The organism is Roseibium marinum, assembly GCF_002906165.1.
Classification (GTDB): Bacteria; Pseudomonadota; Alphaproteobacteria; order Rhizobiales; family Stappiaceae; genus Roseibium; species Roseibium marinum.
Window position 1 is genome coordinate 166,979 of sequence record NZ_PPCN01000008.1, and the last position, 20,521, is coordinate 187,499.

Annotated in this window: 16 protein-coding genes; 12 read left to right on the forward strand and 4 right to left on the reverse strand. The window is 62.0% G+C overall.

Annotation, left to right across the window (positions count from 1 at the left end; all coding sequences use genetic code 11):
- The first annotated feature begins 77 nt into the window (after positions 1-77).
- The 3 genes from betC to CLV41_RS17900 all read left to right on the forward strand — a co-directional run bounded on the left by betC (position 78) and on the right by CLV41_RS17900 (position 5,361).
- Positions 78-1,592, forward strand: a complete 1,515-nt coding sequence (gene betC / locus CLV41_RS17890) for a choline-sulfatase (protein WP_103223792.1) — start codon at positions 78-80, stop codon at positions 1,590-1,592.
- A 177-nt stretch (positions 1,593-1,769) separates the two neighbouring features.
- Positions 1,770-4,691 carry an excinuclease ABC subunit UvrB gene (gene uvrB, locus CLV41_RS17895; protein WP_103223793.1) on the forward strand — a complete coding sequence of 974 codons (2,922 nt, stop codon included), beginning with the start codon at positions 1,770-1,772 and terminating at the stop codon, positions 4,689-4,691.
- Between the two features lie 196 nt (positions 4,692-4,887).
- Positions 4,888-5,361 carry a hypothetical protein gene (locus CLV41_RS17900; protein ID WP_103223794.1) on the forward strand — a complete coding sequence of 158 codons (474 nt, stop codon included), beginning with the start codon at positions 4,888-4,890 and terminating at the stop codon, positions 5,359-5,361.
- A 270-nt stretch (positions 5,362-5,631) separates the two neighbouring features.
- Here CLV41_RS17900 and CLV41_RS27830 read toward each other — a convergent pair whose 3' ends face one another.
- On the reverse strand, positions 5,632-5,805 hold the full coding sequence (locus CLV41_RS27830; protein WP_170107245.1) for a hypothetical protein: 174 nt from the start codon (positions 5,803-5,805) through the stop codon (positions 5,632-5,634).
- 924 nt (positions 5,806-6,729) lie between these two features.
- Between CLV41_RS27830 and CLV41_RS17905 the strand changes: the two genes are divergently transcribed.
- Positions 6,730-7,017, forward strand: coding sequence for a GIY-YIG nuclease family protein (locus CLV41_RS17905; protein ID WP_103223795.1), 288 nt, complete (start codon positions 6,730-6,732; stop codon positions 7,015-7,017).
- Between the two features lie 1,059 nt (positions 7,018-8,076).
- Here CLV41_RS17905 and CLV41_RS17910 read toward each other — a convergent pair.
- Positions 8,077-9,978, reverse strand: coding sequence for an OmpA family protein (locus CLV41_RS17910; RefSeq protein WP_103223796.1), 1,902 nt, complete (start codon positions 9,976-9,978; stop codon positions 8,077-8,079).
- 215 nt (positions 9,979-10,193) lie between these two features.
- Here CLV41_RS17910 and CLV41_RS17915 point away from each other — a divergent pair, with 215 nt between their 5' ends.
- Both CLV41_RS17915 and CLV41_RS17920 read left to right on the forward strand, forming a co-directional pair.
- Positions 10,194-11,393: a DUF1176 domain-containing protein gene (locus CLV41_RS17915; protein ID WP_170107246.1), complete on the forward strand. Its 1,200-nt coding sequence runs from the start codon at positions 10,194-10,196 to the stop codon at positions 11,391-11,393.
- A 218-nt stretch (positions 11,394-11,611) separates the two neighbouring features.
- On the forward strand, positions 11,612-13,084 hold the full coding sequence (locus tag CLV41_RS17920) for a coiled-coil domain-containing protein (protein WP_103223798.1): 1,473 nt from the start codon (positions 11,612-11,614) through the stop codon (positions 13,082-13,084).
- 209 nt (positions 13,085-13,293) lie between these two features.
- Here the strand turns inward: CLV41_RS17920 and clpS are convergent, their stop codons facing one another.
- Entirely contained in the window at positions 13,294-13,596 is a 303-nt protein-coding gene (gene clpS, locus CLV41_RS17925; protein WP_103223799.1) for an ATP-dependent Clp protease adapter ClpS, read from the reverse strand.
- Positions 13,597-13,937: 341 nt separating this feature from the next.
- On the opposite strand from clpS, the gene CLV41_RS17930 reads away from it, so the two are divergent.
- Positions 13,938-14,288: a DUF6665 family protein gene (locus tag CLV41_RS17930; protein WP_103223800.1), complete on the forward strand. Its 351-nt coding sequence runs from the start codon at positions 13,938-13,940 to the stop codon at positions 14,286-14,288.
- 347 nt (positions 14,289-14,635) lie between these two features.
- On the forward strand, positions 14,636-15,523 hold the full coding sequence (locus CLV41_RS17935) for a DUF1402 family protein (RefSeq protein WP_103223912.1): 888 nt from the start codon (positions 14,636-14,638) through the stop codon (positions 15,521-15,523).
- A 28-nt stretch (positions 15,524-15,551) separates the two neighbouring features.
- Here CLV41_RS17935 and CLV41_RS17940 read toward each other — a convergent pair whose 3' ends face one another.
- A complete protein-coding gene (locus CLV41_RS17940) occupies positions 15,552-16,190 on the reverse strand; it encodes an MBL fold metallo-hydrolase (RefSeq protein ID WP_103223913.1) in 639 nt (212 codons plus the stop codon).
- 226 nt (positions 16,191-16,416) lie between these two features.
- Between CLV41_RS17940 and CLV41_RS17945 the strand changes: the two genes are divergently transcribed.
- The 4 genes from CLV41_RS17945 (at position 16,417) to CLV41_RS17960 (ending at position 20,449) form a co-directional block, all read left to right on the forward strand.
- Positions 16,417-17,514, forward strand: a complete 1,098-nt coding sequence (locus CLV41_RS17945; RefSeq protein WP_103223801.1) for a DUF1176 domain-containing protein — start codon at positions 16,417-16,419, stop codon at positions 17,512-17,514.
- A gap of 214 nt (positions 17,515-17,728) precedes the next feature.
- The gene (locus CLV41_RS28340; protein WP_103223802.1) at positions 17,729-18,664 is read left to right on the forward strand and encodes a cold-shock protein; all 936 of its coding nucleotides are present in this window, start codon (positions 17,729-17,731) and stop codon (positions 18,662-18,664) included.
- 412 nt (positions 18,665-19,076) lie between these two features.
- The gene (locus CLV41_RS17955) at positions 19,077-19,604 is read left to right on the forward strand and encodes a GNAT family N-acetyltransferase (RefSeq protein ID WP_103223803.1); all 528 of its coding nucleotides are present in this window, start codon (positions 19,077-19,079) and stop codon (positions 19,602-19,604) included.
- Complete coding sequence (locus CLV41_RS17960) at positions 19,601-20,449, forward strand: 23S rRNA (adenine(2030)-N(6))-methyltransferase RlmJ (protein WP_103223804.1); 849 nt, start codon at positions 19,601-19,603, stop codon at positions 20,447-20,449. The genes CLV41_RS17955 and CLV41_RS17960 overlap by 4 nt, the downstream gene beginning before the upstream one ends.
- Positions 20,450-20,521 lie beyond the last annotated feature (72 nt).

Below are 20,521 nucleotides of genomic sequence, written 5' to 3' on the forward strand. Positions count from 1 at the left end.
GATCAATCAAAAAAAACTCATCATCCAATCTGTGCTGAAGACCGCAGATTTCCGAACCTGAGAGAGAACGCCGAGCCATGGACCGCAAGAACATCCTGATCCTGATGGTCGACCAGTTGAACGGGACGCTGTTTCCCGACGGTCCGGCGGAATTTCTTCACGCACCCAACCTGAAGAAACTGGCGGAGCGCTCGGTGCGCTTCGAAAACACCTACACCGCCTCGCCGCTCTGCGCGCCGGGCCGAGCCAGTTTCATGTCCGGCCAGTTGCCGCGCCGGACCGGCGTTTACGACAACGCCGCCGAATTCGCCTCCGACATTCCGACCTATGCCCACCACCTGCGCCGCGCCGGCTACACCACCTGCCTCTCCGGCAAGATGCATTTCGTCGGACCGGACCAGATGCACGGCCTTGAGGAACGCCTGACCACCGACATCTACCCGGCCGATTTCGGCTGGACGCCCGACTACCGCAAGCCGGGCGAACGCATCGACTGGTGGTACCACAACATGGGCTCGGTCACCGGCGCGGGCGTCGCCGAGATTTCCAACCAGATGGAATATGACGACGATGTCGCCTTTCAGGCCGTGCGCAAGATCCACGATTACGGCCGCGGCAAATACGACCGGCCCTTCTGCCTGACGGTCAGCTTCACCCACCCGCACGATCCTTACGTGGCGCGCCGGAAATACTGGGACCTTTACGAGGATTGCGAGCATTTGCTGCCGGAAATCCCGGCAATGGCGTATGAAGATCACGATCCCCATTCGAAGCGCATATTCGATGCCAACGACTGGCGCGGTTTCAACATCACGGAAGACGACATCCGCAAGTCCCGCCGCGCCTATTTCGCCAATATCTCCTATCTGGACGACAAGATCGGCGAGATCCTGCATGCGCTCGAGGCGATGCACCTGGCCGACGACACCACGATCCTGTTCGTCTCCGATCACGGCGACATGCTCGGCGAGCGCGGCCTGTGGTTCAAGATGACCTTCTTCGAAGGCTCGTCCCGTGTGCCGCTGATGATCGCCGACAGGGACCTTGCGCCACAGCGCATCGCAACGCCCGTCAGCACGCTCGACGTATTGCCGACGGTCTGCGACCTCGGCGGCATCGACATGAGCGGGATCATGCCCTGGACAGACGGCATCAGCCTGGTTCCCTTGGCTCAGGGAACGCCGCGCGGCGAACCCGTGCTGATGGAATACGCCGCCGAAGCCTCCTATGCGCCGCTGGTCGGGATCCGCGAGGGCGACTGGAAATACATTCACTGCGAACTCGACCCGCCGCAGCTCTTCAACCTGGCCGACGACCCGTTTGAGCTCACCAACCTCGCCGCCGATCCCGCTCACGCGCAAACCGCCGTCCGCTTCGCGGAACTGGCCGGCCGGCGATGGGACCTGGCCGCCTACGACGCCGAAGTCCGCCAGTCCCAGGCCCGCCGCTGGATCGTCTACGAAGCCCTGCGCAACGGCGCCTATTTCCCCTGGGACTACCAGCCCCTGCAAAAGGCCTCCGAACGCTACATGCGCAATCATATGGATCTGAACGAGGTGGAAGAGGGGCAGAGGTTTCCACGGGGGGAGTGAGCGCAAAGCCCCCTCACTCCAACGGCAGATCGCTATCCCGCACACCCGGCGCTCCGGTTTGAACGCCGCGCTTCCTGACACCCTCCTGTCAGGAGACCGGCAGGAAGTCGATATTTCCGGAACAAAGCCGCAACCGCCCCCTTTTCTCGCAGGCGCAACCGGACCATATTGCAGGGCATGAGCAAACGCCCCACCAAAACCCTTTCCGACGACACTATCTCCCCGGAAGGCTTCGGCGAAGCACCGCAGAAGCCCCTCTCCGGCACGCCTCTTTCCGGCTCCGTGAGTGACTGGGCCGCGGAAATAGCCGAAGAAGCGGACAGGCCGGCGCCGAAAGAGACCCGCGAGGAAAAAGCATCTCAGAAGCAAAGCGGAGGCAAGCGCGACAGCGCGCCAGCGCGAACGCCCGTGAGTGCGAAGAAGGAAAAAACCACCAGATCGGCCCGTGGCACCTCCATCGGCAAGGCGGACAGCGCCCGCGAGCGGGCGGCGGGCGGGCTGAATCCGGTGGCCGGGCTCGACATGTCGCTGGAAGAGGCCGAAAGCCTTGAAAAGAAGCTCAAGGAGCACCGCAAGGACAACAAGAAGAAGAACAAGGAAAGCAAATTTGGCGAGCTGACCGGAAACCAGGGGGCGACCGCGACCGTCGAGGCGCTGTCCGCGCTGATCGAAAGCGGCAATCCGCTGCACAAGAACGGCGAATTGTGGGTGCCGCACCGCCCGGACCGGCCGGCGAAATCGGAAGGCGGCGTACCGATCGTGCTGAAATCGGCCTACGAGCCGCGTGGCGATCAGCCGACCGCCATCGCCGAGCTTGTGGAGGGTATCAGCGGCGGCGAACAGACCCAGGTGCTCCTCGGCGTCACCGGCTCGGGCAAGACCTACACCATGGCGCAGGTGATTTCCCGCACCCAGCGCCCGGCGCTGATCCTCGCCCCCAACAAGACCCTCGCCGCCCAGCTCTACGGCGAGTTCAAGTCCTTCTTCCCGGACAACGCGGTCGAGTATTTCGTCTCCTATTACGACTACTACCAGCCGGAAGCCTACGTGCCGCGCACCGACACCTATATCGAGAAGGAAAGCTCGGTCAACGAGCAGATCGACCGGATGCGCCACTCCGCCACCCGCTCGCTGCTGGAGCGCGACGACGTCATCATCGTCGCCTCGGTCTCCTGCATCTACGGTATCGGCTCGGTGGAGACCTACACCGCCATGACCTTCGCCATCGAGGTCGGCGAGCGCATGGACCAGCGCCAGTTGATCGCCGATCTGGTGGCGCTGCAGTACAAGCGCAACGACGCCGCCTTCCAGCGCGGCGCCTTCCGCGTGCGCGGCGACACCATCGAGCTGTTCCCGGCCCACTATGAGGATCGCGCCTGGCGCATTTCCATGTTCGGCGACGAGATCGAGGCGATCACCGAGTTCGACCCGCTGACGGGCCAGAAATCCGGCGAGTTGAAAAGCGTCAAGGTCTACGCCAACTCGCACTATGTCACCCCCAAGCCGACGCTGAACCAGGCCACCAGGTTGATCAAGGCCGAGCTGAAGCAGCGGCTGGAGGAACTGCACCACCACGGCCGTCTGCTGGAGGCGCAGCGGCTGGAACAGCGCACCGTGTTCGATCTGGAAATGCTGGAGGCCACCGGCTCCTGCGCCGGCATCGAGAACTATTCGCGCTACCTCACCGGCCGCAAGCCCGGCGAGCCGCCCCCCACCCTGTTCGAATACCTGCCCGACAACGCCCTCGTCTTCGCCGACGAGAGCCACGTGACCATTCCGCAGATCGGCGCCATGTACCGGGGCGACTTCCGCCGCAAGGCTACGCTGGCCGAATACGGCTTCCGCCTGCCCTCCTGCATGGACAACCGGCCGCTGCGCTTCGAGGAATGGAACGCCATGCGGCCGCAATCCGTCGCGGTCTCCGCCACCCCCGGTTCCTGGGAGATGGACCAGTCCGGCGGCGTCTTCGCCGAACAGGTCATCCGCCCGACCGGCCTGATCGACCCGCCGGTGGAAATCCGCCCGGCGACCAGCCAGGTGGACGATCTTCTCGGCGAAGTGCGCGAGGTGGCGCTGAAGGGCTACCGCACGCTGGTGACCACGCTCACCAAGCGCATGTCCGAGGATCTGACCGAATATCTGCACGAGAACGGCGTGCGCGTGCGCTACATGCATTCCGACATCGACACCCTGGAGCGCATCGAGATCCTGCGCGACCTGCGCCTCGGCGCCTTCGACGTCCTGGTCGGCATCAACCTGCTGCGCGAGGGCCTCGACATTCCCGAATGCGCCCTGGTCGCCATTCTCGACGCCGACAAGGAAGGCTTCCTGCGCTCGGAAACCTCGCTGATCCAGACCATCGGCCGCGCCGCGCGGAACGTCGACGGCAAGGTGATCCTCTATGCCGACCGCATGACCGGCTCCATGGACCGGGCGATTGCCGAGACCAACCGCCGCCGCGAGAAGCAGCTCGCCTATAACGAAGAGCACGGCATCACCCCGGAAAGCGTCAAGAGCAACATCGCCGACATTCTCGACAGCGTCTACGAGCAGGACCACGTCACCGTGGACGCCGGCTTCGCCGAGGACGGCAATCTCGTCGGTCACAATCTCAAGTCCCATATCGAGGACCTGGAAAAGAAGATGCGCGACGCCGCCGCCGACCTCGACTTCGAGACCGCCGCCCGCCTGCGCGACGAGATCAAGCGCCTTCAGCAGACCGAACTGGCGGTCGCCGACGACGCCATGGCCCGCCAGTCCACCATCGACGACAAATCCGGCGGCTTCCGGGGCGACAGGAAATTCGGCGCCGGCGGCACCAAGGAAGGCGCCAGCGGCAAGAAAAAGCAGACCGCCGCCGACCGGGCCCGCGCCGCAAAGAACAAAAACACCGCCCCCCTGCCGGCCCCGTCCGCGAAGGTCCGCAAGAACACGCTGGACGAAATGACCGTCGGCCGCACGGAAGTCCCGCTCGGGCGCGGCGACGACCCGGTCAAACCGCTGGTGCGTGACAAGATCGGCGCGGGCTCCTATGAGGACCCGGGCGAGCAAAAAAGGCAAAGAGGACGGCCTAAGAAGAGTGGGCGGCCGGGGCAATAGGAACCGGCCGCGCCTTTGGCGCGAATGATGTCTGGATTCCGGATCGGCGCTCGGCTTCGCCTTACTGGTCCGGAATCCAGACATCAGCGTGAGCGCAGCGAACTCCTCTACTCAACCCGCCGATCTGTGACCGGGCTCACAGCCACGGACCTTCCCGTTTGCTATCCGATACAGGGGCTCGAAGGAGGACTGTGGAATGATGTTCTTTCAAGACGGCGAATTTCCGGTCTGCGCCGATATCATCCGGAACAAGCTGATCGGTCTGGAGAAAAGCGACCCGAAAGTGTTCTCGGCGCTGGTCGAGTGCATTGAATCGGCTGAACTCGCCCGCCAGGCGGTCACCGCCGGCCGTTATCCGCGCGTGAATATCGTCAACATCATCGGCAAGACCGGCCATCCGATTAAATATATCGGAGGCATGTACAGCGGCGAATGCGATCCCGAGGTCAAGAACCTCGTCTACGTGAACCGGCATGTGGCCAGCGGGATCGAACGGGACCCGGACATCACCAGCTACTTCGAGCGGACCCTGCTGCATGAGGTTGTCCACTGGGGCCGGTTCATCGCCGGAAAGTCGACGCGGATCGACGACAGGGAAGCCGGCAGCCACTTTGAGGAAAAGGCCTACGGCTTGACCTATATTGGCCACCACGGCTTTTCCTGCTCATAGTCCTCCCGGGAGACGAACTGCGATCAATTCGGCCGGTGCGGCGGAATGGAGCATGCAAGCGCCGGATCCTTTGGAAGACTGCTTTTGGAAGCAAGCCGCGCCTTGGGCGCGAAATATGTCTGGATTCCGGATCGGCGCTCGGCTTCGCCTCACTGGTCCGGAATGACGGTTGGGGGTATGATCCCGGTAAAAATCAACCGGTCAGATGCCTGCTCCCTGTATGGGCTGCCCGTCTCCCGGACAGCCCATTCGTCAAACCGGCTTTTGTCCTCAGATCCCCTTGAACAGCACCCCGGCCGCCAGAACCACATAGGCCGCGATCAGGAGCCACAGCGTCGAGACCCCGATGCTCGGAATGGCGATGCCGGCCAGCGGCAGGACCGCGATGACGAAAAGCACGAGGGAAATCAGGAAGACGATGAAGGAAGGGGCAGTCAGTCTCATGGGGCAACTCCAGATAGGGATTGTCGTCGAGGCGGGTGGCCGGCGGCGGGCTTTCTGCCCGGACCGGGAAAGGAATCCTGTGTGCCGCTAAGGCGCGGCCACGTGGCCCGACCCTGTTCGAATTGTCAATACGGATCGGCGATGTCCCCTGAAAACGGAGCACCGCTTCGCCTCCCCACAGCCGGTCATCCCCGGCTCGACCGGGGACCCAATCCACCTCGCCACTCGCTGCTGGTTCGGATGGGACACTGCCATCGCGGCAACCGCTGTGCATTTCGCAATCTCTCTGGAAACCAATGGATCCCCGGTCGAGCCGGGGATGACCGCCGGGAGGAGGAGCGGTCCGGCGTGTCTTGTCCGCCGGAAATCGAGGAATTTGAGCCGGACGAACTCCGCAAAGACCGGAAGTTTCAGATCTCGACTTCACACCCCGACCACCGGTCATCCCCGCCTTGAGCGGGGATCCAATCCACCTCGCCACACGTTGCTGTGGTGCAGATGGGGCACTGCCATCGCGGCAACCGCTGTGCATTTCCCAATCTCTCTGGAAACCAATGGATCCCCGGTCGAGCCGGGGATGACCACAGAGAGGAGGAGCGGTCCGGCGTGTCTTGTCCGCCGGAAATCGAGGAATTTGAGCCGGACGAACTCCGCAAAGACCGGAAGTTTCAGATCTCGGATTCACACCCCGACCACCGGTCATCCCCGCCTTGAGCGGGGATCCAATCCACCTCGCCACGCATTGCTGGTGCAGATGGGGCACCGCCATCGTGGCAACCGCATTCCAATTCCCAGCCGCTCTGGAAGCCAATGGATCCCCGGTCGAGCCGGGGATGACCACCGAGAAGGAGGAAAGGTCCGGACTTCTCTGTTTCAGGCCGTCGCCGGACTTGATCAAGCCCCCATGACCAGCCAAATTGAGGCATGGCGTTTTTCGTCTACATACTGGCCAGTCGCAAGCGGGGGACGCTCTACACAGGTGTCACCAACGATCTGGCGCGCCGGGTCTACGAGCACAGGGAGAAAACCGCGAGCGGCTTCACCCGTCGCTACGGCGCGACGCAGCTGGTTTACTATGAGCCATACGATACCCCGGATAGCGCGATTGCCCGGGAGAAACGGCTGAAACGCTGGTCGAGAGAGTGGAAGATCCAGGCCATCGAGGCGTTCAACCCTCAGTGGCGAGACCTGTACGAGGATCTGAACCGGTAGGATCGCGAGCTGAAAGCACCATCCGTTCACACTGAAAACTATTGGGCCAGGTCCATAGGGACCGTGCTGTTTCAACGCACCGCCCCCACCCCAGAAGTGGTCATCCCCGGCTCGACCGGGGATCCAATCCACCTCGCCACTCGCTGCTGGTGCGGATAGAATACTGCCATCGCGACTTCCGCATAGCATTTCTCCAACCGCTCTGGAAACCAATGGATCCCCGGTCGCGCTGCGCTTGCCGGGGATGACCGCCGGGAGGAGGAGCAGCCCAGTGAACCTCGTCCGCCGGGAAATCGAAGAAACCGGGCCGCGCGAACTCCAGGAGGATCGAAAGTTTCAGGTCCCGGCTCCCCTTCCCCACAGTCGGTCATCCCCGCCTTGCGCGGGGATCCAATCCACCGCGCCACTCGGCGCTGGTACGCAAGGCTCCCTACATTCGTGGCAACCGCCGTCTATTTCCCAACCGCTCTGGAAACCAATGGATCCCCGGTCGGGCCGGGGATGACCACAGGGAGGAGGAGCGGTCCAGACTGCTTCTTCTATCGGTAATTTGAACAATTTAGGCCGGTCGAGCTCTGGAAATATTGGAAGTTTTTGGTCTCGGATTCTCCTCCCCACGGCAGATCATCCCCGCCTTGCGCGGGGATCCAATCCACCGCGCCACTCGGCGCTGGTACGCAAGGCTCCCTACATTCGTGGCAACCGCTGTGCATTTCCCAACCGCTCTGGAAACCAATGGATCCCCGGTCGAGCCGGGGATGACCACAGAGAGGAGGAGCGGTCCGGCGTGTCTTGTCCGCCGGAAATCGAGGAATTTGAGCCGGACGAACTCCGCAAAGACCGGAAATTTTTGGTCTCGGATTCACACCCCGACCATCGGTCATCCCCGCCTTGAGCGGGGATCCAATCCACCTCGCCACACGTTGCTGGTGCAGATGGGGCACCGCCATCGTGGCAACCGCCGTCTATTTCCCAACCGCTCTGGAAACCAATGGATCCCCGGTCGAGTCGGGGATGACCACAGGGGGGCGGGTGGCTCCGAAGCCCCTTGCAATCCCCCTACCGCGCGCCTGTGCTCAGCAGAGGGGTGATGTTGCGCAGGGTGACGCGGCGGTTGCGTTCTTCGGAGCCCTGGGTGTCGATCTTGAGATAGGACTCGCCATAGCCCTGGACAACCATGTTTTCCGGCGGAACGTCGTAGAGCTCCGCGAGAATGCGGGCGACGGTTTCCGCGCGCCGGTCCGACAGGGCAAGGTTGGAAACCTCGGAGCCGACCGCGTCGGTATGGCCTTCGATCAGGAGAACGGTCGTCGGGTCTTCCTCGATCAGCGCGGCGGAGGCGCGGGCGAGGTCCTGCAGGAGCGGCACCTGGCTCTGGCGCACAACGGCGCTGCCGGTTTCGAAGGTGACGGTGTCGAGATCGACGCGGCGCATCTTGTCGCGCAGGCGTTCGCTCTCGCGGACCTCGCGCAATGTATAGGCCTGTTCGACCTCCTCCACCGGCGGAGCCGCGAAGGTGTCGTAGATATCATCATAGCTGGCGCGGCCGGCGGGCACGATATAGCGCTCGCGCGGGATGCCGACCCGGACCGGCGGCAGGTCGCGATCGTAGTTCCGGCGGAGACGATCCTCCTGGCGGTTGTCGACCAGCACATATTCCCGTCCGTCCGGCAAGATCCGCGAGCGGTAGAGAATAAATCCGCCCTCGTCGCGGATGGTGACAATGCGCACACCGTTGCGGCGCGTGACCGTCTCGCGCGTACGTCCGCCGCGCAGCCGCTCGGCATGCACCTCCGCATCGCCGTAGCGCAGCAGGCTGCTCTCGTCCTTGCGCACGTAATAGTCACCGTCGCGTTCGACGATGATCCGGTCGCCCTGGTCTTCCACAACCTTGCCGCCAAGCGCGGGGATCAGCATGCCGATGCCCGCACCGACGGCGGCGGCGCCCAGCAGTTCCAGGCGGCGGTCGCGCGCCTTGTCCCGGCGGCGCTCCTCGCGCTCCTTGTTCTGTGCACGCTGATTGTCGGTGACATCGTCCGAAACCACGGCAGCCGGCTCTTCCGGGCTTCCGGAGGCCTGCGCCTTGATCGGTTCGCCCGGTTCCGCGGTCGCCTCCCCGGCCGGCAGACGGCCCGTCCGCGCACCCTTGGACTGCGTCGCTTCGGCCGGCGTTTCCTTCGTCTGCGTTTCCTGCAGCGGAGCTTCTTGCGCGGAGGTGTCCTTGGCCGGGGCTTCGGCGGCGGGCTCGGTTTCCACAGCCGGCTTTAGGGATGGCTGCGCCTCTTGCGGCTGGTCCTGTGACGGCTTTTCCGCCGGCACGGTTTCTTCCGCGGGGACTTCTTCTTTCACCGGTTCTCCGGCCGGAGTGGCTTCATCCGCGGCGGGCGCCGCCGCAGCGGGCTTTTCAACCGGAGGGGTTGCCTCCGGAGTGTCTTCGGCCGCCGGAGCAACTTCCCCGCCGGGCACCGCTTCCACCGGCACGCTGTCCTGGGCTGCGGGCTGCGCGGCCGCCGGTTCTTCGGCGGGTTTGTCGGTCGGTGTCTTTACTTCCGGTGCTGGCTCGGGGGCGGGTTCGGCGGCAGGGGCAGCTTCCTCCGCGGATTTGGCGGCGGGCACATCTTCCGCGGTCCCTTGTTCCGCCGGAGCGGCTTCTGCCGGAGCTTCTTTTGGAGCGGGTGTTGCCTCGGCGGGCGCTTCGACGGGTGTCTCCGCAGGCGCCTGAACCTCGGGCATCACTACCTCGGGCGTCACCGCCTCGGGTGCGACTTCCCCTGCCGCTTCCCCTCCGTCGGGAACTGCGTTCTCCCCACCGTCAACGGCTTTGCCGTCCACGCACGCCTCCGGATTGGCGGCGCAGTCCACGGCGGTGTCCTGCGCGTAGCTCACATTCGCCGGGATCTGCAAGCCAAACGCCAGCACCGCGGCCAGCGCGGTTGAATTACGCAAATGTCTCGATGTCATGATGCTTCCTCTTGGCTGCGTGCCGGTTCACCCGGTGTTACCGGGTAAACGGCCAGCTGAGCCGTTCGTTCCAGCTCCCATCCAGATTGACATCTTCTGCCCCGGCGTCATTGTGGCCCGGCATGTGCCGTGAATATCCCTCTATGGGAACTTCCGCGGTGCGAGGGAAAGGCGAAGTCGGATGCAGTCCGGCAATCTTGGGAGATGGTCTGCGCATGAGACGCTGTGTTTCGGATTTTTGTGTGGCGTTGTTTACGGTTCTTTTCATTGGCTCCGCTTCGGCGGAACTGGCCGATACCACCTATGGCGACTGGTCGGTCCGCTGCAACGACAAGATCTACTGCATCGCGGACACCCAGGGCACCGGGTCCAATGGCGAGGCCTTCAGGCTGAAGGTGGAGCGCGGGGCCAAACCGGATTCGCAGGTGTTCGTCACTCTCAGGCCGGCGACGAAACTTGAAGTCGGCATGCGGGCGCGGATCGAGGTGGAGGGCGAGGAGGAGAACTACGGCTTCTTCGGCCTTGCCGAGAAGATCTATACCGGCAACGAGATGACCTTCGGCGGAGACGCCGACCGGGACCTGATGGAAAATCTCCGCCTCGGCATGAACGCTGTCATCCAGATCCAGTATGGCGGCCCGGCGGACACGCTCACCTACCGCGTGTCGCTCACCGGCCTCACCCACGCGCTGTTGCGGATCGACCGGGAACAGGGACGCATCGGCAGGACGGACGCCATTGTCGCCTGGGGCGGGCTCCCTGCGGATGCGGAGACGCTGATCGCCGCCGCACCGGCCACGCAGCCGGAAGCGCCGAAATCTGTCGCCGCGTCTGCAGCCCCGGCGCCGAGCGGATCCCAATCGGACCTGCCACCGCCTGTCATGCCCTCTCAGGAGACAAACAACAGCAGCATCGATCGCGGTGCCCAGGGTCTTGTTTATGCGGTCTCCGAGATTCCGGATGACATACAGATGATGGGCATACGCACGCTCGACTGTCAGCTCGACGAGACTGTGCCCGCCTTCGGCGCGCAATATTTCGCTGAAGGCGATGTGGAGAGCTGGGTCGTCCCCTGCCAGATGGCGGACGCCAACGTGCCCTATTTTCTCGCCATCCACATTCCCTTCAACCCGTCGCTCGACGAGTGGAAGGAGTTCGAAACGCCGCCCGGCTTCAACCAGCCCAATCACGCGCTGGTCAACAATCTCTTCTACGACCCGTCCACCGGCCAGGTCACCGGCACCACCTATTACGGCCCCGGTTATGACTGCGGCGCCTTCGAGCGCCACGAGATGGAAGCCGAATCCGGCGACTACATCCTCATCGAATATCGGGAAAAATCCGCCTGCGACGGCGTCACGGGTCCGCCCGAGGGCTGGCCGCTCAGCTGGACGATTGACGAGATGGGGAACTGACCCGCAGGCGTAAATGGCCGCCCCGCGGTTAACCATAGGCTCAAAAACCCTGAATAATGCGGAGGAATCTGTCTTTTTGAGGTAACACTTGGCGTTGTATTCTGCAGTGTGGTTTGCGTGAGTCGTTGTAACACCCGGGACTTTTGGGTTAAGAAAGAGTTAAAGTATTGCGTATCTATCGCCGGACAAGCGCCGGTGTGGAAGTTCAGGAGACAGGAATGGGCATTTTCTCGAAATCCTCCCGCCCCGGCGAAGAGCAGGAGCGGCAGGCTGAGAGCGGGGCGCCAAGCGTCGAAATGCAGGAAGACGCTGTGCTTCCGGACAGAAGCAATGTCGAGCATCTTTCGCCTTTCGCTCTGAAGATGCAGGAAAAGATGAACCAGCTGGACGGGTTGAAATCCCGGGTCGGCGGGCTCAACCAGACATTCGACCAGATGGCTGCCTTTGCCGCTGAAAGCCAGACCTCGATCCGCCTGATGTCGGAATTTCTGGAATCCTCGCGCGCCAGTGTCGAGACCGAAGTCCGCTTGAAGTCGCAAAATGCCAAGATCTCGACCGACCTTCTGGACGCCGAGCACAAGGTGAGGACACTCACCACCCAACTGGAAGATGCGCAGGCGGAAGTCCATTCCCTGCGCAAACGCACCACCGAGACCCGCACGGCGCTGGAAACCGCCCGCAATGACATCGTCTCGATCCGCGACAACAACAAGAAGATCAACGACGAATACCGGCTGCAGAGCGCCAAGCTGGTGGAGGCCAATTCACTGGTCGCCGATCTCGGCGGCGAGCTCAATGACCTGAAAGCCAAATTCGAGACGCTGGACAAACATGCCGAAAATATCGGTTCCGACCTGGAAGCGGTCAGGCACCGGGAAAAGGAACTGCAGCAGAACCTGTCCGAAAGCGCCAAGCTGCTGGAAGACGAGATCCGCAAGAACAATCTGGTCACCAGCGAGTTTGAAGCCTCCAAGCGCGAGCTGGGCGAATTCCGCAACGACAATATCGACCTGAAATCCCATCTCGACGTCGCCAATCAGGAACTGGTCTACGCCAAATCCCGGCTCGAGGAAGAACAGCGCAAGCATGACAACGAGGTCTATGCGCTGAATGCGGAAATCGAGAACCTCTCTTCCCAGCGCCGCATCGGCGCACAGTCGCTGCAGGAGATGGCCCGCGAGAACTCCACGCTCAAGGAGCGTAACCGCGATCTCCTCAAGCGCATGCAGGAAATCGAGCATCTTCTCGACAGCGCCCAGAAGAACCACGAAAAAGACCGCAACGAACTGATGGCGACCTCCGCCAAGCTGCGGGAACTCAACCTGCGCTACAATTCGGCCCTCACGGACCTCAACCACCAGCGCAATCAGAACCAGAAATTCGCAGACAATCTGGAAGACCTGATCGAGGAAAACAAACGCCTGCAGCGCTACAAGATCCAGGTGGACACCGCCAACGAGCAGATCGTTCAGCTCAAATCGGTCATCACCAACTACCAGATGGCCATGGAAGGCAAGGGACCGGCCGAAGAGCTGGGCCTGACCGAGAGCTACGACCCGATCGCGGAACTCGGCATCACCGAGCCGCTGCCGACGGAACTCGACCCGATCGATCTTGATGACGATGAGGGACCGGATGACGACACCCCGTCCGGCGGCGACGACAAGAAGATCGTCAAGCTGCGCGACTGATCCATTATCCATCCCGCGCCTGAAATGATCCGCCCCGGCCTTGCGCCGGGGCTTTTCTTTATAGCCTGTCGCGTTTAAGCGGATTCATGGTTTCAGGAAGACGCCGGAAGCAGCGTTTGCGTTGCGAAGGCGTTCGGGCGATTTACTGAATTCAATTTAACGCGACATGCTTAGATCACGGACCATAAAGGGAGATGAGACCCGCCGGCCTATTCCGGCTCGACCGATAATTGCAGTGGATAGCCGAGCTTGCTGGCCGCATCGATGGCCCGGGTGGTCTTGGTCTCCGCGACATCCTTCGGATAGACGGAAACGACGCAGGCACCCTTCTGATGCGCGGTCAGCATGACGACCTCCGCCTGGGCCATGTCCAGACGGAACTCCGCTTTCAGGATGAGCACCACGAATTCACGCGGTGTGTAGTCGTCGTTCAGCAGAATGACCTTGTACAGCTTCGGTTTCTCAACCTTGGTCTTCTGCTGCAGTTTCGGTTTCAAGCCAATATCGCTCATGGCACTGCCTAAACTTTGGAGCATGAAATTAGAGCGTAAGTCGATAAAACGCCACTCGGACAACCCGAACATCATCGGGCCAACGCCGATCCTGCCGGCGCCCATTTCCGGCGCCTGATGCGTTCGCGGCCAAACTGTGACTTCCCAGAGTATACTGCATCGCGAAATCGAAGAAAACATGACGCCGCGAAAATTGACGCGTCCTTGCAGCAATTACTTGCCCGGCGCATTTTATCTGATTTGAAATGATCATATATTGAACGGAATTCCTCCTGAACGAGGCGGGTGAAGTGTTTTGGAGCCTTTCACCGCCGGTTCGAACCAGTTGCCGGGAACCGATCATGGCCGTGCGTCCGCCGCAAGTCTTCAGCCGCAATACCGAAAAGGACCCGCTTTCCGCGGCGCTGGAACAGGAAATACTGGGTGAAAAGGCCTCGACGCTTTCCCGGTTGACCGGAAAACTGGAAAAAGCACTTTCAGACCTGAAGACCGCGGACGGCACGCCCGGCCTGCTACCGGGCGAACGGGAGCGCCTTGTCGCGCTGGCCGGGGAAGCCCTGTGGCATGTCATCATTCAAAGGGAACTCTGCGGTCTGCGCCAGCACAGGGCCTTCAACGACTTCCTTGGAGTGCCCAAAGAGGTCCGGCTGCGGATGGGTCCGGCCCGCCTTTCCGGAAAGGTTTCGCAATAACGCCGCCAAACGAAACCCCTGTGACCGGCGTCACTTCTTTGTTGATGGCGAGCACTTAAGGGAAGGAACCAGTTGCATCTGGGATGCCGTAGTGTTTCTTTCTGGGGGCTTTTTGCAGGATGAGTTATTTACTGTCGCATTTTGCGGACTATGTGAAACCGCTACGGTCGGATAGCGCAGGATCTGCTTGCCCGCGCATATTTAACAACAATACCAGGCGCAGAATGATCACAATGTGCAGGAACACAGGTTCGTTCAGACTTAGCTCGCTGCTTGGCGCGGGATGCCTGGCTGTTGCTCTGCTTGTCAATCCCGCCGTTCCGCTCTTCCCCGCCAGCCAGCCGGCAATGGCCCAGTCGGTCCGCATGGTTCCGGAGGGCAACCGGATCAGGTCCCAGCCGAACATACCCTACGCCTCGTCGCGCCGGACTGCGGCATCCAGGTCCTCCTATGACGCCAAGTTCGAAAAAGTGCTGGGCGTTCTGAAGCGCGACCGCGGCCTGATTTCGTCCATCAAACGGGTAGCCTCACGCTACGGCATCGATCCGATCCACATTATCGGCGCCATCGTTGGCGAACACACCTATAATTACGACACCCTCGACAGCGCTCAGTCCTACTACGTCAAGGCGCTCGCCTATGCCGGTGTGCGCATAAATTTCGAAATCAACGGCGAACATGTCGAGACCTTCGTCGAACGCCCCCAGTTCGACCGTTGCCGCAAGGCCCACATTCAGGAAAGCAGCGATCGCCGCTGGTCTTGTTACGAGAATGTCTGGAACAGCAAGTTCCGCGGCAGGTCCGTCGAAGGCGTCCGCTACCCGAAGAAGAATTTCAACGAAGCCTTCTTCCAGCCGCTCTTTGCCGGTCAGAGTTTCGGGCTGGGGCAGCTCAGCCCGCTGACCGTTCTGAAAATGACCGACCGTGTGGCCCGGCAAAGCAATTTCCGCAAGCTGCAAGCCACAAATGCGGAAAGCGTTTACAAGGCCACGATGGATCCGAACATTTCGCTCCACTATATGGCCGCCATCATTCAGGATTCCATCGCCGCTTACAAATCCGTCGGCAAGGTCGATATATCCAACAATCCCGGCCTCACCGCGACCCTCTATAATCTCGGCGATCCGTGGAGCCGGGCGGCGAAGTTCCGCCGCTCCGGCCAGACATGGCCGCGCGAGAATTATTACGGCTGGCTGGTCAACGATCGCATCGACGACCTCAGAGCGCTTCTCTGAAACCGAACGACGTCAAGACCTCGGAGCATCAGGTCAGGAACGGATTGGTCTCACGTTCGTGACCGATGGTCGAGGCTTGTCCGTGACCGGGAATGAAGGAGACGTCGTCTCCAAGCGGCAGCAGTTTTTCCTGAATCGACCTGATCAGGGTTGCGTGGTCGCCCCCCGGCAGATCCGTCCGGCCGATCGAGCCGGCAAAAAGAACATCTCCGGAAATCGCGAACCGCAGGTCCTTGTCGTAGAATACGAGATGCCCCGGCGAGTGTCCGGGACAGTGCAGGACGTCGAACATGCGGCCGGCAATCTCGACCTGATCGCCTTCGGCCATCCAGCGGTCCGGCATCACCGGCCTGACCCCGTCGACACCGAATTGCGCGGCCTGGTCAGCCACCCTGTCGATCAGCGGCTGGTCGGCTTCATGTGGTCCTTCCACGGGCACCCCGAGGGCTTCGGCCAGGTCGGCGGCTCCTCCGACATGGTCTATATGTCCATGAGTTAGAACGATTTTTTCGACCTTGACCCCCTGATTGTAGATGGCTGTCCGGATCCGCTCCACGTCGCCGCCCGGATCGATCACCGTGCCGCGCATGGTTGCCGGATCCCAGATCAGCGAACAGTTCTGCTGGAATGGCGTAACGACGATGACCATGACCTGGATCGGCGGCATATCGTCTTCATTGCCGTCTTTTGCGTTTTCTCCGTCGGCATTTGAAGTCCCTTGAGTCACATCCGGCTCCTCTGGCAGCAACGCCGGTCCGCCCTTGTAGGAAATGCGGGACAAAGGCGACCGCCGTCGTGTTTCTGGTCACTAGCGGCTTCACCTTGCCGCGTGCATTTCGTACAAGATGTATGGGCCGCTGAAAAGATGGCAACCATAATCGGGTAACCGGCTAATGACGCTGAGACTTTTAACATTTCTGATTTCTGCCACAGCGGCGCTTGTCATCGCTTCCGGCGCGTCGGCGCAGCCGGGCCGGACGCCGCCCGGCTTCGAAAGCTGGACCGTCGATTGCGGCAATACGGGAGTGTGTTTCGCGTCGTCCTTTACCCGCACACAGTCGGTGTGGGTGGATCTGCGCATCGTGCGCGACTGGCAGGCGGAAGCCCAGCCTCTTGTGCGTCTGACCACCAATACCGAGTTGCCCCAGGAGGGGATCCTGCGCTTCGACGTCGACGGGACCGAGATCGAGGCACTGCCGATCGAGCAGCTTCGGGAAATGCAGCCCACCGTGACCGCTCCGGCCGGCTTCCGCCCGCTCGGCGGTGAGGGGTTCTGGTATCCGACGGGCCCGGTGACCGTGACATTGCTTCAAGCCATGCAGGCAGGCCGGGAACTGACAATCCATCTGCCCGCGGCAAAGGATGCCGATCCCGTCGCGGTTCCTGTTTCCCTTCAAGGTCTGAAGGCCGGTTTCTTGTGGCTCGACAATCAACAGGACCGCACAGGTACCGTTGCGGCTATTGTAGCTCCCGGCGCGGACCCCGCCAAGGATGCCCCCCATGCCATACCGCTGGTCAGCGCGGATCAGCTTCCGCCGGAAGTCGCCGCGGTCTGGTCCGCCAACCGCCTGTGTTCCGAAATCGATCCGGCAATCTTCGCCGGTCTGAACGCGGTGCGCGTCCCCCTGGACGAAAACGGATCGCTCTATATCGTCCCCTGCGGAGCCCCGACGGCCTATAACAGCCCCTATGTCGCCGTCCTCTCCGGCAAGGACGGTGCTGCGCGGCAGATCCATGTGGCCCGCATGTCGGAAAAGGGTCCGGTGGCAACCGATCTGATCTACAATGCAAAGTGGTCTCCGGCGGATCAGCAGCTTGTCAGTTACTTCAAGGGCTCCGGTGTCGGCGAATGCGGCCTCTGGAACAGGTGGGTCTGGAACGGGACCGGACTCGTCCTGCTGGAAGAAGCAACCCGGAAAACATGTGACGGAACCGTCCCGGACTTGTCCAGTTGGTCAAATACCTGGCCTCCTAAAAACGCCTCGAATTAGCGCGCGGACCAAGGATTCTCTTGCGGTTTTGTCCATCACGCCCTTATGATGAAAGCGCAGCGGCTGGATAGGGATGCGGCAGGAGTGTTTCAACCCGATCCAGGGATGTTGAACAGGCGTACCGGGTGCGCCTGGTTGGGGTGACTCGACTGTGAAGGCGGGTGAGATTGGTCGGTATGTGCCGAAAGGGCGCAGCAGGTAAGGTGATCTGGTAATGCACGATGGCGATTCGGACCGGCGGTCGCGTGGTCGGCGCGGCGGCAAACGCGAGTTTGGCGGTCCGCAAGACTTCGGCAGTGATTTCGGCGGAAGCGATTTCGGTGGTGGTGACTTTGGCGGTGGCCGTGATGGCGGCTACCGGGGTGGACGCGACAATGACTATGGTGGCGGCCACGGCCGCGACGACAGAAACAGCGGCTACGGCGGTGGTGGCCGCGGCGGTTACGGCGGCGGCAATCGTGAAGGCGGCGGCCCAGCCGGCGGTGGCTACGGTGGCGGCAATCGCGAAGGCGGCGGCTATTCCGGTGGTGGCTACGGCGGCGGCAATCGCGAAGGCGGTGGCTATTCCGGCGGTGGTTACGGCGGCGGCAATCGCGAGGGTGCTGGCTACGGCGGTGGCGGCCGCGGAGGTTACGGCGGCGGCAATCGTGAAGGCGGCGGCCCAGCCGGCGGTGGCTACGGTGGCGGCAATCGCGAAGGCGGCGGCCCAGCCGGCGGTGGCTACGGTGGCGGCAATCGCGAAGGCGGCGGCTATTCCGGCGGCGGCTACGGCGGCGGCAATCGCGAAGGCGGTGGTTACGCTGGCGGCCGCGCAGGCTACGGCGGCGGAGAAGGTGACGGATTCCGTCAGCAGCGCCCGAACCGGGACATGGCTCCGGTCGAACGCGGTCCGCGTCAGCCCGGCACGGTGAAGTTCTTCAAGTCAGACAAGGGCTTCGGTTTCATCACACCGGATGAAGGCGACGCGGATGTGTTTGTGCATATCTCCGCCGTCGAACGATCGGGCTTTACCTCGCTCGACAGCGGCCAGCGGGTTTCTTTCGAAACCGAGCCGGATCGCCGTGGCAAGGGTCCGAAGGCCGTCGACCTGCAGGCTCTCGATGAAGACGGTAATCCTGTCGAGCAAGACAGCCAGCCGGTCGAGAACTGAAAGTCACTCACCCAGTCAGGTGAGCGATTTGGGCGTGGTTCAGCCACGCCCAATTTCTTTTACTCCGGCCAATTTCTTTTACTCCGGCCAAATTCTTTTACCCCGGAATGAACCATCTCACCCGGCCGCCAGGCTTCAGCTCCGGCGAACTGGCGTCTTGTCCGGCCGGGGCGCTGCCTGCAAACACCCCGGCGCCTGTCTCCCGCCGCGCTGGCGCGGTTCGCGCTTTGCTACAATCGGACAGGCGCTTCAATCTCACCGCAAAAGGCTCTATAAGGCGGCTCGGAATGCCGCTCGGGCGATTTTGTCTTCTGGCGCGCGAACGCGGTTTCCGTGAGGCACGCTATCGAATAACACAAGTGTTTCGCTTTCATGCCGTTGCCCATTCCAGCAGGCTGATCCAGGTGGTTTCATGACATCCAGGCCGACTTCCTCCGCAATCGCGCGACCTTTCCGGCCCGGCGATCTGAGCAAACTTCTGCCCTTGAACAACTCAGCCGTTCCGGCCGTCAATGAACTGACAGCCGAGGATTTGCTCGACCTCGTCAATTCCGCGCTGATCTGCCTGGTTGCGGACATCGATGATATGCCCGCCGGGTTCCTTCTGTGTATCGGCGACGGCACTGCATATGACAGCCGGAACTATCGCTGGCTGAGCGAGCGTTTCTCGAATTTTGCCTATACCGACCGCATCGCCGTTGACGAAAAACAGCGCGGACGGAAAATCGGCGAGACGCTTTACGACGGGCTGTTTCGGCATCTTGCCGGCTCCGGACGCAGCTTCGTCTGCGAAGTCAACGAGCGTCCCCCCAATCCCGGATCCCTGAAGTTTCACAAGCGGCTGGGGTTTGAGGAGATCGGCAAAGCCGATCACGGAGACAAGGCCGTCATTTACCTCAAACGCCCGCCACAGCCGGCAGATCGGGACCGGCACGCATGAACTACCGGCACGCCTACCACGCGGGAAATATCGGCGATGTGCTGAAACATGCCGTTCTGTCGAGGCTCATTGTCTATTTCAAGCGCAAGGACAAGGCCTTCCGAGTCTTCGATACGCATGCCGGCACTGGCCGCTACGATCTCACCTCGGTGGAAACGCAGAAGACCGGGGAATGGCAACAGGGGATTGGCAGAATACTGGCGGCCGGCGTACCGGCTCCGGTTGCCGAACTTCTGACCCCCTGGCTTGACGTCGTCCGCGAGCTCAATCCGGGCGGCCGACTGAAGCTTTACCCGGGCTCACCATTGCTGGCGCGCAACCTGTTGCGTCCCAATGACCGGCTCACCCTGACCGAACTGCATCCGGCGGACTTCAAAACCCTGTCGGATCTCTTCACCGGGGACCATCAGGTCAAGACCATTCACCTGGACGGCTGGCTCGCGCTGGGCGGTTTTCTGCCGCCCAAGGAGAAACGCGGGCTCGTGCTGATCGATCCCGCCTTCGAAGAGACCGGCGAATTCGAGCGGATGACCGAAGCGGTCGTCGGTGGCTGGAAGAAGTGGCCCGGAGGCACCTACGCCATCTGGTATCCGCTGAAGGACGCAAGAGCGGTCCGGCGGATGCACGAGGCGTTCAGGGAGGCCGGTCTGCGCGATGTGCTGACGCTGGAACTCAATGCCGGTAAAAGCGGTCCGGATACGAGAATGCTGGGCTCCGGCATGACGCTTGTCAACGCGCCTTTCACACTGGCAGGCGAAATGCGCGTGATCTTGCCATGGCTTAGCGACGTGTTGCATCTGGGGCCCGGAGCAGGCTGGAATGTCACTCAGCTCATTGGCGAATAACCGCCCGGGCCCAATCGCTTTTGCATGGATCAATGCTTGACCTCCGGCCCGCCCTCCCTCATCGTCTTCCTC